This is a genomic window from Flagellimonas sp. ABD4_174, from assembly GCF_056160185.1.
The window spans coordinates 75750-91283 of the sequence record NZ_JBSWWP010000002.1; the positions used below are offsets into that span (position 1 = coordinate 75750).

At 41.1% G+C, this 15534-nt stretch carries 11 protein-coding genes and 1 tRNA gene; 11 read left to right on the forward strand and 1 reads right to left on the reverse strand.

Features of this window, described 5'->3' with window-relative positions; translation table 11 throughout:
• Positions 1 to 88 precede the first annotated feature (88 nt).
• Positions 89 to 160, forward strand: a tRNA-Gln gene (locus ACXAFK_RS14370).
• Between the two features lie 388 nt (positions 161 to 548).
• Here the strand turns inward: ACXAFK_RS14370 and ACXAFK_RS14375 are convergent.
• Positions 549 to 1256, reverse strand: a complete 708-nt coding sequence (locus tag ACXAFK_RS14375; protein ID WP_474958219.1) for a ribonuclease activity regulator RraA — start codon at positions 1254 to 1256, stop codon at positions 549 to 551.
• 116 nt (positions 1257 to 1372) lie between these two features.
• Between ACXAFK_RS14375 and ACXAFK_RS14380 the strand changes: the two genes are divergently transcribed.
• The 10 genes from ACXAFK_RS14380 to ACXAFK_RS14425 all read left to right on the forward strand — a co-directional run.
• Positions 1373 to 3712, forward strand: coding sequence for a polysaccharide lyase 6 family protein (locus ACXAFK_RS14380; protein ID WP_474958220.1), 2340 nt, complete (start codon positions 1373 to 1375; stop codon positions 3710 to 3712).
• Between the two features lie 61 nt (positions 3713 to 3773).
• Positions 3774 to 5951 carry an alginate lyase family protein gene (locus ACXAFK_RS14385; protein WP_474958221.1) on the forward strand — a complete coding sequence of 726 codons (2178 nt, stop codon included), beginning with the start codon at positions 3774 to 3776 and terminating at the stop codon, positions 5949 to 5951.
• A gap of 13 nt (positions 5952 to 5964) precedes the next feature.
• Positions 5965 to 6315 carry a cupin domain-containing protein gene (locus ACXAFK_RS14390; protein WP_252078942.1) on the forward strand — a complete coding sequence of 117 codons (351 nt, stop codon included), beginning with the start codon at positions 5965 to 5967 and terminating at the stop codon, positions 6313 to 6315.
• A gap of 402 nt (positions 6316 to 6717) precedes the next feature.
• On the forward strand, positions 6718 to 9891 hold the full coding sequence (locus ACXAFK_RS14395; RefSeq protein WP_474958222.1) for a SusC/RagA family TonB-linked outer membrane protein: 3174 nt from the start codon (positions 6718 to 6720) through the stop codon (positions 9889 to 9891).
• A 10-nt stretch (positions 9892 to 9901) separates the two neighbouring features.
• Positions 9902 to 11242 carry a RagB/SusD family nutrient uptake outer membrane protein gene (locus ACXAFK_RS14400; protein ID WP_474958223.1) on the forward strand — a complete coding sequence of 447 codons (1341 nt, stop codon included), beginning with the start codon at positions 9902 to 9904 and terminating at the stop codon, positions 11240 to 11242.
• A gap of 233 nt (positions 11243 to 11475) precedes the next feature.
• Positions 11476 to 12183 (forward strand): FadR/GntR family transcriptional regulator, encoded by a 708-nt coding sequence (locus tag ACXAFK_RS14405; RefSeq protein ID WP_474958224.1) that lies wholly within the window; start codon positions 11476 to 11478, stop codon positions 12181 to 12183.
• A gap of 233 nt (positions 12184 to 12416) precedes the next feature.
• The gene (locus ACXAFK_RS14410) at positions 12417 to 13727 is read left to right on the forward strand and encodes an MFS transporter (RefSeq protein WP_474958225.1); all 1311 of its coding nucleotides are present in this window, start codon (positions 12417 to 12419) and stop codon (positions 13725 to 13727) included.
• Positions 13728 to 13764: 37 nt separating this feature from the next.
• On the forward strand, positions 13765 to 14529 hold the full coding sequence (locus ACXAFK_RS14415; protein WP_252078947.1) for an SDR family NAD(P)-dependent oxidoreductase: 765 nt from the start codon (positions 13765 to 13767) through the stop codon (positions 14527 to 14529).
• 24 nt (positions 14530 to 14553) lie between these two features.
• On the forward strand, positions 14554 to 15303 hold the full coding sequence (locus tag ACXAFK_RS14420) for an SDR family NAD(P)-dependent oxidoreductase (protein WP_474958226.1): 750 nt from the start codon (positions 14554 to 14556) through the stop codon (positions 15301 to 15303).
• 27 nt (positions 15304 to 15330) lie between these two features.
• The coding region (locus ACXAFK_RS14425; protein WP_474958227.1) for a PfkB family carbohydrate kinase at positions 15331 to 15534 on the forward strand (204 nt) is incomplete at its 3' end.

The following is a 15534-nucleotide window of genomic DNA, read 5'->3' on the forward strand; positions in this document are numbered from 1 at the left end:
AGGGATTCTTTTAAAAATATTTGTTGAAACCAAAGTTTGTTTTAAATTTGCACGCTCAAAAGCTGAATCAAGTTTAGCTTTTTGGTACTGGCCTATGGTGTAATTGGTAACACAGCTGATTTTGGTTCAGTCGTTCAAGGTTCGAGTCCTTGTAGGCCAACGGAAAGCCCCGCAGATGTAAATTTGCGGGGCTTTTGTTTTGTTAGGTGCTTAGGAACTGAATTTTTTCCATTTTAAAATATAGTGCTAGAGACTGGAGGAACACTTTGGTGTGTTTAACGCTGGACAAACAAAAACATGCAACTTTTCTATTTACAGTCCAATACATATATGATTAGGTAATTAGAATTTGGTTAAATCTACCTCCTGCTTTAATGTCGCGAGGGTTCCGGGAAGGTCTCAGTTTTCAATCCTCGCCATAGTGAGTCCTTAAAAATTTGGGTCGTGACCTGATACTTGCGAAATGCGTATCGAACGGAATTATAAGGGGAGATCAAAGAATGTTTTTAAGATGCTCATTTCTTTTGTTTATCTGACATATGGTTGTTTTACTTTTTCCATTCCTCAAATTCTTTACGTAAATCATTTGATGTCAACGGGTACAAACCAATTATTGGCGTTCCTTGGTTTACTTTTTCAAGTACAAATTTTTCAAATAGCTCCATTTTCCGGCATTCGCTTACAACGTCATCGACCAAGTGTTGTGGAATAACCATAACACCATCGTTATCCCCTACAATATAATCGCCGGGGAAAACCGCTACATCTCCGCACCCGATAGGTTCGTTGATGGCAATGGCTTGGTGCAAGGTTAGGTTGGTAGGAGCACTAGCCCTTTGGTGGTAGGCCGGCATAGGTAGATTAGAAATTTCTTCGGAATCCCGGAACCCCCCATCCGTTACAATTCCCGCGACACCTTTTTTCATAAGTCGGGTGGCCAATATGGCTCCAGCGGATGCAGCTCTGGGGTCTTTTCTACTATCGATTACCAATACATGGTTCTCTGGGCATTCTTCAACCGCTACGCGTTGTAAATGTTTTGGGTCTTTAAATACTTCAATGGGGTTTAGATCTTCTCTCGCAGGTATATATCTTAATGTATATGCTCTTCCCACCATGTTCGATTTCAATTTTTTTAAAGGAGTTACATTTTGTATGTATTGATTGCGCAATCCCTTTTTAAAAAGACAGGTGGCAATACTGGCCGTACTAATTTTCTTTAATTGCTGTATAATCAATTCTGATTGTGTTTTCATAATTTCAAATATTTAGGTGCTAGGTAATACAGTTTCCATATTTTATTGCTAAAATTTTTGCGTACCTCGTAAATATACATATATTTGGTAAACCAAATTGGTAAACCAATTATATCATGCACCTAAACAAACTATCCATTTTATTATTATCCGCAATCGTTGTAGTGGGTTGTGGGCCAAAATCGACAAATAAGCAAAACTTGGTCAAGACCGTTGATGAATTCAACAACGTTGTTTCCAATCTTGAGCCTGGAGATGTAGTGACCCTGGCAAATGGCGTGTGGCAAGATGCCGAGCTATTGTTCGAAGGAGTCGGCACTGCTGCAAAACCTATTAAACTGACGGTTGAAGAAAAAGGTAAGGTAACCTTGGAAGGACAGTCCAATCTGCGAATGGCCGGCGAACATTTAATTGTGGAAGGCCTTGTTTTTAAAAATGGGTTTACCCCCACCACTGAGGTTATTTCATTCAAAAAAGATAAAAATACCTTGGCCAACAATAGTAGGTTAACTGAGTGTGTAATAGATAATTTTAATAATCCAGAACGGCACGAGCCCGACACTTGGGTGGCCATTTATGGTAAAAATAACCGAGTGGACCATAATCATTTGGTAGGTAAAGGCAATCGTGGAGTAACCATGATCGTACGTTTAAATTCCGAGGCCAGTCAAGAGAACCATAACCAAATAGACCATAATTATTTTGGTCCCAGACAAAACCTTGGTTCCAATGGTGGGGAGACTTTGAGAATTGGAACAAGTCATTATTCAAGAACAAATTCCAATACCGTAGTGGAATCCAACTACTTTGATCGGTGCAATGGCGAGCATGAGATTATTTCCAATAAGTCGGGGATGAATACTTATAAAAGCAATGTATTCTTCGAATGTACTGGAACTTTGACCATGAGGCATGGGGAGAATACCCTTGTGGATGGCAATATCTTTATTGGAAACAACAAGCCCAGCACAGGCGGTATACGAGTGATCAACGGTAAGCAGACCGTTATCAATAATTATGGGGTAGGTTTAACGGGATATCGTTTTCGTGGCGCTTTTGTGATCATGAACGGTATTTATAACTCTCCTATCAACAGATACGATCAAGCTAAAGATGCCATTGTTCGCAACAACACCTTTATCAATAGTGATCATATCCAACTTTGTGCCGGTGCAGATGCAGAACGAAATGCACCCCCTGTGGATTCTTTTATGGAGAACAATATTTTTTACAATGAAAACCGTGACAATCTTTTTACGGTTTACGATGATATTAGCGGAATTACCTTCAACAACAATCTTGTGAGCAAAAATGTAATTCTGATCAACGAGGATGGATTTTTTAAACAAGACCTGGACTTGGCCGAGAACCAATCTGGGTTGTTGGTGCCGGTGAACGCGCCAGAAGGAGTAGGTGCCGATATTCCGGAAAAGATATTGTCCAAAAATGAAACCGGTGTTTCTTGGTATCCCAAAGATGATACCGATGTAGCCTTATCTTCGGGTAGTACTATTGAGGTGCCTGCCGCCCTTAACGCTCTTTTTGATGCCGTCAAAGGGGCCAATGCAGGTGATATTTTGGTTTTGGAAGGTGGAGCGTCCTATCCGAACACCAAAACCATAGAAGTGGACAAGCCCATAAGCATTACCTCCAAAGGGTCGGAGAAGGCCAAGGTGTTCTTTGAGAAAAAGTCATTGTTTCAAATAAACAATGGAGGTAGTCTGGCATTGTCCAATTTAGTGTTCGATGGGGAAGATGCTCCTGACAGAACAGGCAATTCTGTTATTACAACGAGCAAATATTCCATGAACAAAAATTACAAACTTTTCATAGACGATTGCGATTTTGTAAACCTGGACGTTAACCATTCTTACGATGCCATCCGTGTGTACAAAAATACGTTCGCAGATACCATAAGCATCAAAAATTCCAGGTTCAAGACCATTACCGGCAATGTGATCGCCCTAGATAAGGAGACCGATGATATCGGAATATATAATGCGGAATACGTTATCCTTAAAAACAATAGCTTCACTGATATTGGTGGAGCGGCATTGAGATTACATAGGGGAGGAAAGGATGAGAGTACCTTTGGGCCGTTCTTGGAAATGGAACATAACGTTTTGGACAACGTAGGATTCGATGATCGTAATAAATACGATGCTGCTGTGTCGCTCTACGGGGTTCAGGTCATAGATGTCCAGAACAATATCTTTGATAAGACCAAGGGTGTCAATATGCACTTGGTGGTCGGTGAGCCTATTGTAAATGTACTCAACAATAACTTTTACCAATCCGATAAGCTTACGGTTACCGGTGATCAAAAATATCGTGCAGAGAATCTGTGGGAAATGGCCCCGGTGTTTGTAAAAGACGGATATGAATTGCAACCAGGTTCCCCATTAAAAGGAAAAGGAACCGATGGAAAGGATGTTGGATTATTGTTCGGTCAGTAAGATGAAGCTCGTAAAACACTTAACGATATTCTTGGTTGTTGCAACGTATTCTGTTGGTTCGATGGCCCAGGACCACCCAAAACTAATTTTGACCCAAGAAGGTGTAAAAGAAATAAGGGCCAAAATGGGCAATCTGCCCATTTTGGATAAGACACTTGCCACCATAAAAGAGGAAGTTGACACAGCAATAGAACAAGGTATTGATGTGCCCGTGCCCAAAGATTATTCTGGCGGTTATACCCACGAGACCCATAAACGCAATTATAGACTCATGCAAAAAGCGGGTATTTTGTATCAACTTTTGGATGACTATACATATGCCGTATATGTGCACGAAATTCTCAAGGCCTATGCAGACCTCTATCCCAACTTGCCCATACACCCTAAAGAGCGCTCATATGCCAGGGGCAAATTGTTCTGGCAATGTTTGAACGATTCCAATTGGTTGGTATATGCAAGCCAAGCATACGATTGTATTTATGATTATTTGAGCAAGAAAGAACGTAAGCATCTGGAAAAGAATTTGTTCAGACCCTTTGCGGATTTTATATCGATAAAAAATCCACAATTTTTTAATAGGATCCATAATCATAGCACCTGGGGCAATGTAGCTGTGGGAATGATCGCCTTGGTCATGGAGGACGATGCATTGTTGGAACGGGCTTTATATGGAATTAAAGATGTTGAGCTAAATACAGGAACCAAGGACAACGACGGTGGATTCATTATTGAAGAGGGGAAAGAAGCTGGGTTTTATGCCAATTTGGACGAACCTTTTTCTCCAGATGGCTATTATACCGAAGGACCTTACTATCAAAGGTATGCCATGTATCCATTCCTGATTTTTGCCCAAGCTTTGCAAAATGTAAAACCAGAATTAAAAATTTTTGAGTACAACAACAATGTACTGGTTAAAAGTGTATATGCGTTGTTGGATCTATCGGACCTTGATGGTGATTTTTTTCCAATTAACGACGGACAAAAAGGAATGTCCTACTACAACACCTCATTGGTGAATGCGGTCGATGTAGCCTATTATTATGGAAATAAAGACCCAAAACTATTGGATGTAGCACAAAAACAGGGAACAGTTGTTCTCAACGATGCTGGATTGTCCGTGGCAAAGGGACTCAAGAATAATCAACAATTGCCCTATGTTAAAAAAAGTATTGATTTGCGTGATGGTCCAAATGGTGAAGAAGGCGGAATCTCAGTGTTGAGAAAAGATAAGTTGGAACTTGTTTTTAAATACACCGCACAGGGATTGAGTCATGGGCATTATGATAAATTGTCCTATTCTTTTTATGAGAATGGAGACGAAGTTGTACAAGACTATGGGCTCGCCCGATTTGTAAATATAGAGCAAAAAGGTGGAGGCAATTATTTAAAGGAAAATAAAACTTGGGCCAAACAGACTGTGGCCCATAACACACTGGTACAGGATCAAACCTCCCATTTTGGCGCAAAATATGAGGTTGGAAGTAAAAATCACTCAGAACATTATTTGTTCAATATAGAAGACCCTAAAATTCAGGTGGTGAGCGCTATCGAGAAAAACGCGTATCCCGGCACCAAAATGCACCGTACCATGGCCATAATACAAGATACGGGTTGGCAAAAACCTATAGTGTTGGATGTATTGCAGGTGGAATCGGATAGGGCCCATCAATATGATTTGCCTTTTTATTACTTGGGCCAGTTAATGACCTTGAACGTTCCATATAAGGCCGAGGATACGTTGCGACCTTTGGGAGGGGATTTTGGTTATCAACATATCTATAAGGAAGGCAGCGCCCAGTTGACCGACGATAATCTTAAATTTTCTTGGATGGCCAACAACAAATTTTACACCTTGACATCTCTTGCCACGGCAAAGGATAGTTTGATTATGGGTAGGGTAGGGGCTAGCGATCCAGAATTCAATTTACGGAGGGACCCTGTTCTAATCCATAGAAAGAACGATCGATCAAATACCATGTATGCATCCGTATTGGAGTCGCACGGAACCTATAGTCCGGTCACGGAATTGGCGGTAAATGCCACGTCAAATATTAAAAAGTTGTATAAACTATATGAACAGGATGGCTATTGGGCCGTTGGCATTGAAACTGTGGATGGACGTACTACTGTCTTTGTGTTTTCAACATTGAACAATACATCAGATAAATATCATAGTATCAATATAGAAGGTCGAGAATTAAAATGGAAAGGATCTTTTACTCTAATCAATTTAAATTAAAACAAGAAGTAAGATGAAATCATTTGGATCAAGTAAGGAATTCATTTTTGGGGATGAAATGGAATGGGAAACCGTAGGTGAGGGGGTGAAAAGAAAAATAATGGCTTACGATGACAAAATTATGCTCGTAAATGTACAGTTTGACGAGGGGGGTGTCGGGCCCATGCACGACCATTATCATTCACAGACTACTTATGTGGTAAGTGGTGAATTTGAACTTACTATAGGCAAAGAGACTAAATTAATGAAGGCTGGAGACGCCTTTTATATTCCGCCCCATGTGAGTCACGGAGCTATTTGTAAAAAAGCAGGTGTTCTTATCGATGTATTTAGTCCAATCAGGGAAGACTTTATGGAGAAATAGTCAAAAATTGGCAGCATAAAATAAGGTAAAGACATTTTTGAACCCTTTAAAATAGGATATCAACAAAAACTTTAACACTTTTTTCCTACAATAACTTTCATTTAACATTTTTATCACATATATTTGGTAAACCAATTTGGTAAACCAATTCAAAACAACAAAAACGATATGATTTGAATAACAAAAAAAAGGATAGGTGCACGCCTATCCTTTTAGAATATCACTTCTTAGGAGGGAAGTAATATGTAACAAATACACTTTTAGTGTACATGTAGAATTCAAAATTACTAAAATTCGATTGATTTTGACTTTTCATTTGCCTAAAGGTGGGATTGGACAACTATCATAGCCGCACACTATGAATGAATTTTTTTAAACTAATAATTCTAACTAGCTAAACAAATGAAATTTAAGTTAAAACTATTGCTTGCAATAGTATGTTTATTCAACCTGCAGTTGTTTGCACAAGACGCTTACACGGTTTCCGGTACAGTGTTCGATGCCAACGACGTTCCGATCGCGGGTGCCAATGTATTGGTGGTAGGTACCACCAATGGAACTCAAACAGATTTTGACGGGAATTATACCATAGAGGTGTCCCCTGGTGACGTCCTTAGATTTTCCTATATAGGTTTTGCGACCCAAAATATTACTATAAATCAGAGCCAAACCCTAAATGTAGTACTGCAAGAGGATATGGCACTTTTGGATGAAGTAGTGATCGTGGGATACGGTACACGTAAAAAATCCCATTTAACGGGTGCAGTGGCCAAAGTAGGAGGGGATGACGTCGCAGCAATCCAGGCAACGCGGGTAGACGATGCCTTGGCGGGAAAATTGCCCGGGGTACTGATCCAGAATCAAAATGGATCCCCTGGAGCGGACCCAAAAATTCAGATTAGGGCGGCATCGTCCATATCCGGAGATTCCAACCCATTGATCGTTGTTGACGGTTATCCAATTTCTGGAAGCCTTGCTACGGTGAACCCAAACGATATTGAGAGTTTGGAGGTACTAAAAGATGCCGCATCTGCTGCCATATATGGATCTAGGGGGGCAAATGGGGTTATTTTGGTGACCACTAAAAAAGGTAGGTCCGGCAAAGCTAGCTTTAGCTACAATGCCTACACCAGTTTTTCCAGTAAATACCGTGATAACATAATGAAATCCGGACCCGAATGGGCTGCATACTCCAGAGAACAGATTGCAGCAGGGAATTGGGACCTTTCTCAAATAGACCCGGACTTTGTGGAGTTTAGGCTCAATGCCTACGAAAATTCGCCCGGAGCCATAAGTCCAGAAGATTGGCTTTTCCAGAGTGGCAGTATAATGAGTCACGATTTTAGCATGAGCGGTGGAACAGATGATGTAAACTACTTTGCTTCAATTGGTTATCAGAATACCGAGGGTATTATTATTACGGAAGGCTTCGAAAGATTGAATGCTAGGGTAAATGTGGACGCCAAGTTGGGCGAAAAGTTCAAAACAGGTATAAACTTTAACGGGTTTACTTCGCACAGAGATATCTTGGGCCATGACATGCGGGATTTATTAAGATCTTATGGGGTGCACCCCGTATATCACACCGAAGAATCCATTGCGTTTGTTCAGGCCTTGGATGCAGAAGCACAGGCTTTGGGGCTGTCCCCATTTGATGATGGTTTTAGAGGTTCTACCTATGAAGCCAGTAGCATTTACGATTTGGTTCCTGGCATGGCGGCGCAAGATTGGCATTATGGAAGGGCCAATAATGGTATCGGAGGTTCGGGCGATGCTGGCCCAGCAGCAAAATTGGACAATACGGAACGATGGGAAAAAACCTTCTTTGGTAACGTAAGTTCGTATTTGCAATACAATATATTGGATGGGCTCAACATAAAAACGGTTTTGGGGGGCGATCTACGTGATACCCAGTTCTATGAGCATAGATTGTTGGGGTACGATTCTAGGGCAAGAACAAGTCAAACCTACATGGACCAGACCGATCTAAAAGTAACCACGGTATTGAGCGAAACTACCCTTAACTATTCTAAAGTAATCGGGAAACATGATATATCGGCAGTGGCCGGTATCGAATTTCAAACGACAAGATTGGTAGGTACGGCCTTGGATGGTGCCAATGTCCCCGATACGGACATACAAAATTATAACCTCTTTGAGCCAGCGGATATTACCGTTACCGAGCGCGATGAGAAGAGAGTACGGGAAAGTATATTTGGTAGGGTACAATATGCCTACGACAATAAGTATTTGTTTTCTGCGTCCTTAAGAAGGGATGGGGATTCGCGTTTCGGTGCGAACAACCGTTACGAAACCTTTCCGGCTCTTTCCTTGGGTTGGAACGTCCACAACGAGGCATTTTTGGCGGATAACGAAACACTTAGTCAGTTAAAATTGAGGTTCAGTACAGGTTCATTGGGAACAACTTCATTTTTGGGCTCTTACGACTCTCTGAGCCTATTGGACCCCAGTGCGACCATATTCGGAACAGGATATTTAATTCCATCCAACATCGCAAACCCAGATTTAACCTGGCAGACCAATACAGAGACCAACTATGGTGTGGACCTAGGCTTTTTCAACAATCGCTTAAGATTGGGTGTAGATTACTATACATCCGATATTGAGGATATTTTAATTAATCAAAGTGTTTCAGAAGTATATGGAACAACCTCCATCGTACTTAATTCTGGTGATGTTCGAAGCTCTGGTATGGAATTCGAGTTGAATGCCAATGTTATCAATAAAGATAATTTTTCTTGGAGTTTCAACGCTAACCTATCCACAGTTGAAACAGAGATCAAGGAATTGGGCGGACTCGAAGAATTGCCACAGGCCATCTATGGTGTAAGTGGTAGAGGCCCTGTCTTTAGAAACTATGTTGGTGGCGAAATAGGAGAAATGTGGGGGCTGGAAACCACTGGGGAGGTAGAAATGATCTATCTGGAAGACGGGACACGGCACCCAAATAACACCACGGGAGAATCCTATGTGGTAGATCAAAATGGCGATGGTGTGATCGATGCCACAAGAAGTGTTGAAGATGGTGGGGATTTGGTCAAAATTGGTCAAAATACGCCAGATTTTTACTGGGGTATGGCTCACAATTTTCGATATAAGAATTTTGATATGTCCATGCAGTTTCAAGGATCGCATGGAGCAGAGGTGTACAATATAGATCCTCTTTATTACGAATCGCAGTGGAGTGGCAGATTGGTGGATAGTTTTGATGCCAACAGTGATGGTATAGCCGACCACAATGGAGAATACTATATAGGAAACAGATACCAGACCGATGCCATGATACAGGATGCCTCATACATTGCATTGAGAAACCTGACAATTGGGTATACACTGGATCAAGATTTGATCAGTTCAATAGGTTTAAATTCTGTTAGACTTTATGCAGCGGCCACTAATTTATTGTACTTATGGGCAGATGACTATACCTCGTACAATCCAGAAGGTGTGCAGACATCGGGAAGCGATTATTTAGGGCCTACTACGTATGGATCCCAATTTGGTGCAGCTCCGGTTGTGAGAAGTTTTACACTAGGTTTAAATGTTAATTTCTAAAAAAAGAACTATGAAATCTATATATAAATTATTGGGGCTGTTGTTACTGATAACAGCATGTGATAGTGATTTAGATCAATTTCCGCCCAATATTGCAAGCTCAAACTCATTGACCAATTATGATGGGGTTCTAAATGCAGCCTATTACTATCAATTGGGATCTGTGACCCCAATGGCAGTTATGGGAGAATTTAGATCGGACAATGCATTTATGTTCGAACCTCCCTACACGGAATTTGATGAATACGATAACGGACTTACGGCCATGGAAGATCAATTTTTTGGACCGTTCTATACCGCAATGTACAAGTCGATACTGAGTGCAAACAATGTAATAGAAAACTCTGAAGATGCTACATTGGTAGGTGAGGCAAAGTTCCTTAGGGCCCTCTCTTACTTTAAGTTGGTGCAGGTATTTGGAGATGTTACCGTAAATCTTGAGGCAGATCCAAGTATAACGGACTCATCCATTTTGGTAAGACAACCGGCAGATGAAGTATACAATAACGTAATTATACCCGATTTGCAAGATGCAATTGCAGCTCTAGATTCAGAAATAACGAACGGGAGAGCTTCCAAATATGCAGCACAAGGCCTTTTGGGAAAAGTTTATGTTACCAGAGGTGACTTTGCCAGTGCCGAAACACATTTGGCCGCCGTGGTAAACGGAGCTGCATCGGCAGGAATAAGTCTAAAGGAAAACTTCAACGAAATTTTTGGTGCCGCCAATGAGGTCGAAAACTCGGAAATTATATACTCCACCCAAATATCAAGTTCAATAACCGACGAATATAACTTTGGTTCTGATTTTTGGAATTGGTTTGTTGGGGACGACTCAAAGTCCGATTTACCTGTAGACCAAGATTTGGTAGCTGCTTTCGAAGAGAGCGATGCCAATGGTGGGGGCACCGATTTACGCAGGGCGGTAACCCTTAGCGAGGATGGATTGACCGCGATCAAATTCCCAAAAGACGGAGGTCTAGGGGCAGAGCATGATTGGATAGAGCTTAGATATGCCGATATTATTCTGATGTATGCCGAAACACTGAATGAAAATGGTAGTTCGGCCGAAGATGTACTTGATTTGCTGGACCCCATAAGGACAAGAGCAGGGTTAAATCCATTAGATCATACCGTGTTGAATACCCAAGCTCTGGTTAGGCAGGCAATTTTAGATGAAAGAAGATTGGAGTTGGCATTTGAGGGACAACGTTGGTTCGATTTGGTAAGAACAGGAACTGTCGATGCGGAAATGGGACAAACTGTAAATAGTAACTATCATGTTTTCCCGATCCCGGTATCGGAAATCCTAGCAACAGACGGTGTAATAACGCAAAATCCGGGGTATTGATTCATTGGGGCAAGTCAAAACAAATTGGCATGGTCCACATGGTAAAGTACATATATTGAGTTAGTTGGTTTAGTTATTTTTAGAAAGTTTACTGGCCATGGGATTGGCCAGTGGACTTTTGTTCTAAACATTAATTTTCACATTGTTGAGATGCATAAAAAAGCTATGCTGATTGGACTTTTTTTCATAAATTTAACAAACCAATCTGGTTAACCAATTTTTAAATCGAAGGCATGAAGTTAGAAGTGCTCACCAAAGGTGAAAATACAGATGTGCAACAAGCAATAATTGCAGGTTTAAGGGACTATATCGAGTATAAAAACTTGGAACCAGGAGATAAGCTCCCTTCGGAGAGAATGCTTTCGGAGAAATTTGGTGTAAGCCGCAGCAATATTCGAGAAGCTATTCAAAGACTTGAATTTTATGGCATTTTAAAATCAAGACCGCAAAGTGGAACCTTTATCGCAGATATAGGTAGGGTGGCCATGAAGGGTATGATAGATGATATCCTAAAGCTGGAAGAACCAAGCTTTAAATCATTGGTGGAAACCCGAATATTGTTGGAATTGAAGACGGTAAAATTGGCGTCGCTAAGAAGAACGGAAAAAGACTTGATCAACATGCGGGAGACCTTGGATGCCTATAAAGAGAAGGTCATAAATGGTCAAGATGCCGTCGAAGAAGATTTGCTTTTTCATTTGGCCATTGCCAAGGCCAGTAAGAACAGTACAATGAATACGTTCATGTTGATAATTACACCTGAAATCATCACCAATTTTGAGAAGTACCATGTCTGCGATAAAAATCAATCAAAGATGGCGATCAAGGAGCACGAAGATATTTTTGAAGCAATAAAAGATCAAGATCCGCAGAGAGCAAGAGAAAAAATGAAGATACATTTCAAGGTTTTATATCAATATTGTTACAATACATCAGACTGAATATAATGTAGCGTCAAGGATAAAAAGTGCACGATTTTGTCTTTGGTCGATCAATGGGAGGGAATTAAAATAGAACAAAGAACACTTTGGGTGTCAAATATGCACTTCAATAGCAAACAGGGGCATTATTATCCTGATCGCCCAAAGCTCAAAGTACACCAAATGGAAACTTCAAAAGGTTTTCAAAGATGGTTCTATGTGCCCTCGCTCCCGTAACCAATAAATACAAAAGAATGAAAATTAAAGGCTTAAGGTGGTGGGTAATTGCTTTGATCGCACTTGCAACGGTCATAAATTATATTGATAGACAGTCGATTACAGTATTGTGGCCGCAAATTGCCGAGGAGCTATATCCCGATAAATCAGGAGATGAACGCAAGGAAATCTATTCATGGATTTCTATAATTTTTGTGTTCAGCTATGCATTCGGACAAGCCATTTTTGGTAAAATATTCGACTGGATAGGTACCCGATTGGGGTTTGCCCTGTCCATTGGGGTTTGGTCTATTGCCACTGCCCTACATGCAATTTCAAAAGGTTTTTTGAGCTTCGCTGTTTTTCGTTCAATTCTCGGTGTGGCCGAAGCAGGTAACTGGCCTGGCGCGGCCAAGGGAAATGCGGAATGGTTTCCAACAAAGGAAAGAGCATTTGCGCAAGGGCTTTTTAATTCCGGGGCCGCAGTTGGTGGAATTATCGCAATTCCGGTAATAGCATATTTGACAATCTATTTCAGTTGGCAATCCATCTTTGTTTTAGTGGGATTAACAGGATTGTTGTGGCTAATTCCATGGATGATTATTGTTAAGGCACCTCCAAAGTACCATTCTTGGATAACCGATGAGGAAAAAAAATATATCCTCGATGGGCAAAAACATCAAGAACAGGACAAAGAGGGGAATTTGGTTGATCAAGAAGCCTATAATCCAGATACCAAAGAACTTTTGTCACGAAAACAGAGTTGGGGGGTAATTGTAGCTTCCGCTGCCATTGACCCAATTTGGTGGCTATTTGTTTTCTGGATACCAATTTACCTTTTTGAAGTATATGGAATGGATGTAAAAGCTATCGGTATTTACGGATGGGTACCCTATGTAGGTGCAATGTTGGGTGCATGGTTCGGGGGATTATTGGCGCAAAGTTTCCTGAAAAAAGGATGGACCGTAAACAAAACACGAAAAACGGTAATAACCATAGGATGTTTGATCATGTTGCCCTCTTTGTTGGCCATGGCCAATCCAGGTGCACCGGTAATGGCAGTTATCATTATGGCAATTATACTTTTTGGTTTCCAAACTGCCATTGGTAATGTACAAACACTGCCTAGTGATTTCTTTAGTGGAAAAACAGTAGGAACCTTGTCCGGTTTTTCTGGAATGGCGGCAAAATTGGCTGCTGTAGGATTGACCTATTTGGTGCCGATCTTAACCAAGGGAGGAAATTATACACCTGCTTTCATTATTGGAGCAGTATTGGCAATTCTTGCCTTGATAAGTGTATGGGTGCTCTGTGGAAAAATTGAACCGTTGAAGGCAAAAATTCAATAAGAAAATTTAAAAACATAATAACTATAATAACTTAGTAATGAGTAATTCTAAAGAGAAAATAGCATTGATTACCGGCGCAACCGGAGGTATTGGGTTCGCAGTGGCCAAAAGACTTGGAAAAGATGGTTTTACGGTTATTTTGAACGGTATCGAGGATGAAGCCGGAGCCAATAGGGTCAAAGAACTGGAAGCAGAGGGCATAACCGCCGAGTATTATGGGTTTGATGTGACGGATGAGGAAGCCGTAAACACCAATATCCAAAAAATTGGGGATAAATATGGAAAAATCGATGCGCTGATCAACAATGCAGGAGGTCTTGGAGGAAGGTCGAGATTCGAAGAAATGACCACAGAATTCTACAGATTCGTTATGGCTTTGAATTTGGACTCTACATTTTTCGCTTCAAGAGCCGCTATACCTTATCTTAAAAAAGGAGATAGTCCAACAATTATAAATTATACCTCAATCGCAGGTTGGAACGCAGGTGGTCCAGGAGCTGGTATTTATGGAACATCAAAGGCAGGTGTACACGCCATAACAAGAGCATTGGCAAAAGACCTTGCTGAATATGGAATTAGGGTAAACGCAGTATCACCAGGAACCATTGACACCCCTTTTCACACACAAATCAAATCCACTAAGCCAGAAGTGTTCGCATCTTGGAAGAACAATATTCTTTTAGGACGATTGGGGCAGCCCGAAGACGTTGCATCGGTAGTTTCATTTTTAGTGAGTGAAGATGCCGCCTTCTTAACTGCAGAAACCATTCAAGTAGGTGGTGGTCAAGGATTGGGAATCTAAAATTCAAAAAAAACAAAACAAAGTATGCTAAAAGGTAAAGTAGCGGTAGTAACAGGAGGATCAAGAGACATTGGTCGTGCCATTTCGATTAAACTGGCCAAACAAGGAGCTAAAGTGGTGGTAAATTACCATAGTTCCGAAAAAGGAGCCAACGAAACAGTGGTCGAGATCCAATCGTTGGGACAAGAAGCAATTGCGGTAAAAGCCGATGTTTCCAAAATGAATGAAATTATTCATTTAAAAGAGAAAACTGTGGAGGCCTTTGGTGATAAAGTAGATATTTTGGTCAATAATGCAGGCGGTCTTTTCGAAAGACGATCTCTTGAAGAATTTGATGAGGATTTTTATGATTTGGTCATGGGAGTTAACTTCAAGTCGACCGTGTTCGTAACACAAGCTTTCGAACCTTTAATGGAAGAGGGCGCCTCAATAATCAACCTTTCTTCACAAGCAGCTCGAGATGGCGGTGGCGCAGGATCAACACTATACGCATCCTCCAAAGGAGCCGTGAGTACATTTACCAAAGCAATGGCAAAAGAATTGGGACCAAAAGGCATACGAACAAATGCAATATGTCCTGGATTGATCGGAACCAAGTTCCATGATGATTTTACAAAGGATGAGGTAAGGGCCAAAGTTGCTGCGAGTACCCCCTTGCGCAGGGAAGGTAGTGCAGAGGAAGTGGCGGATTTGGTAGCTTATTTGGCATCGAACGAGTCATCTTTTGTAAATGGAAATAATATTGATATTAATGGAGGTTTGGCCTTTAGCTAAGCCTTAAACGATAAGTAATACATAAAAATGAAAAAAGTAGTAACGTTCGGGGAGATCATGCTTCGTTTGGCCCCTCCCGGATTTTTAAGGTTTTCACAAGCAAACTCCTTTGATGTGGTCTATGGCGGCGGGGAGTCTAACGTAGCGGTTTCCCTGGCCAATTATGGAGTTCCGGTCGATTTTGTGACGCGTTTGCCCAAGAACGACATAGGGGAGTGTGCCCTTATGGAA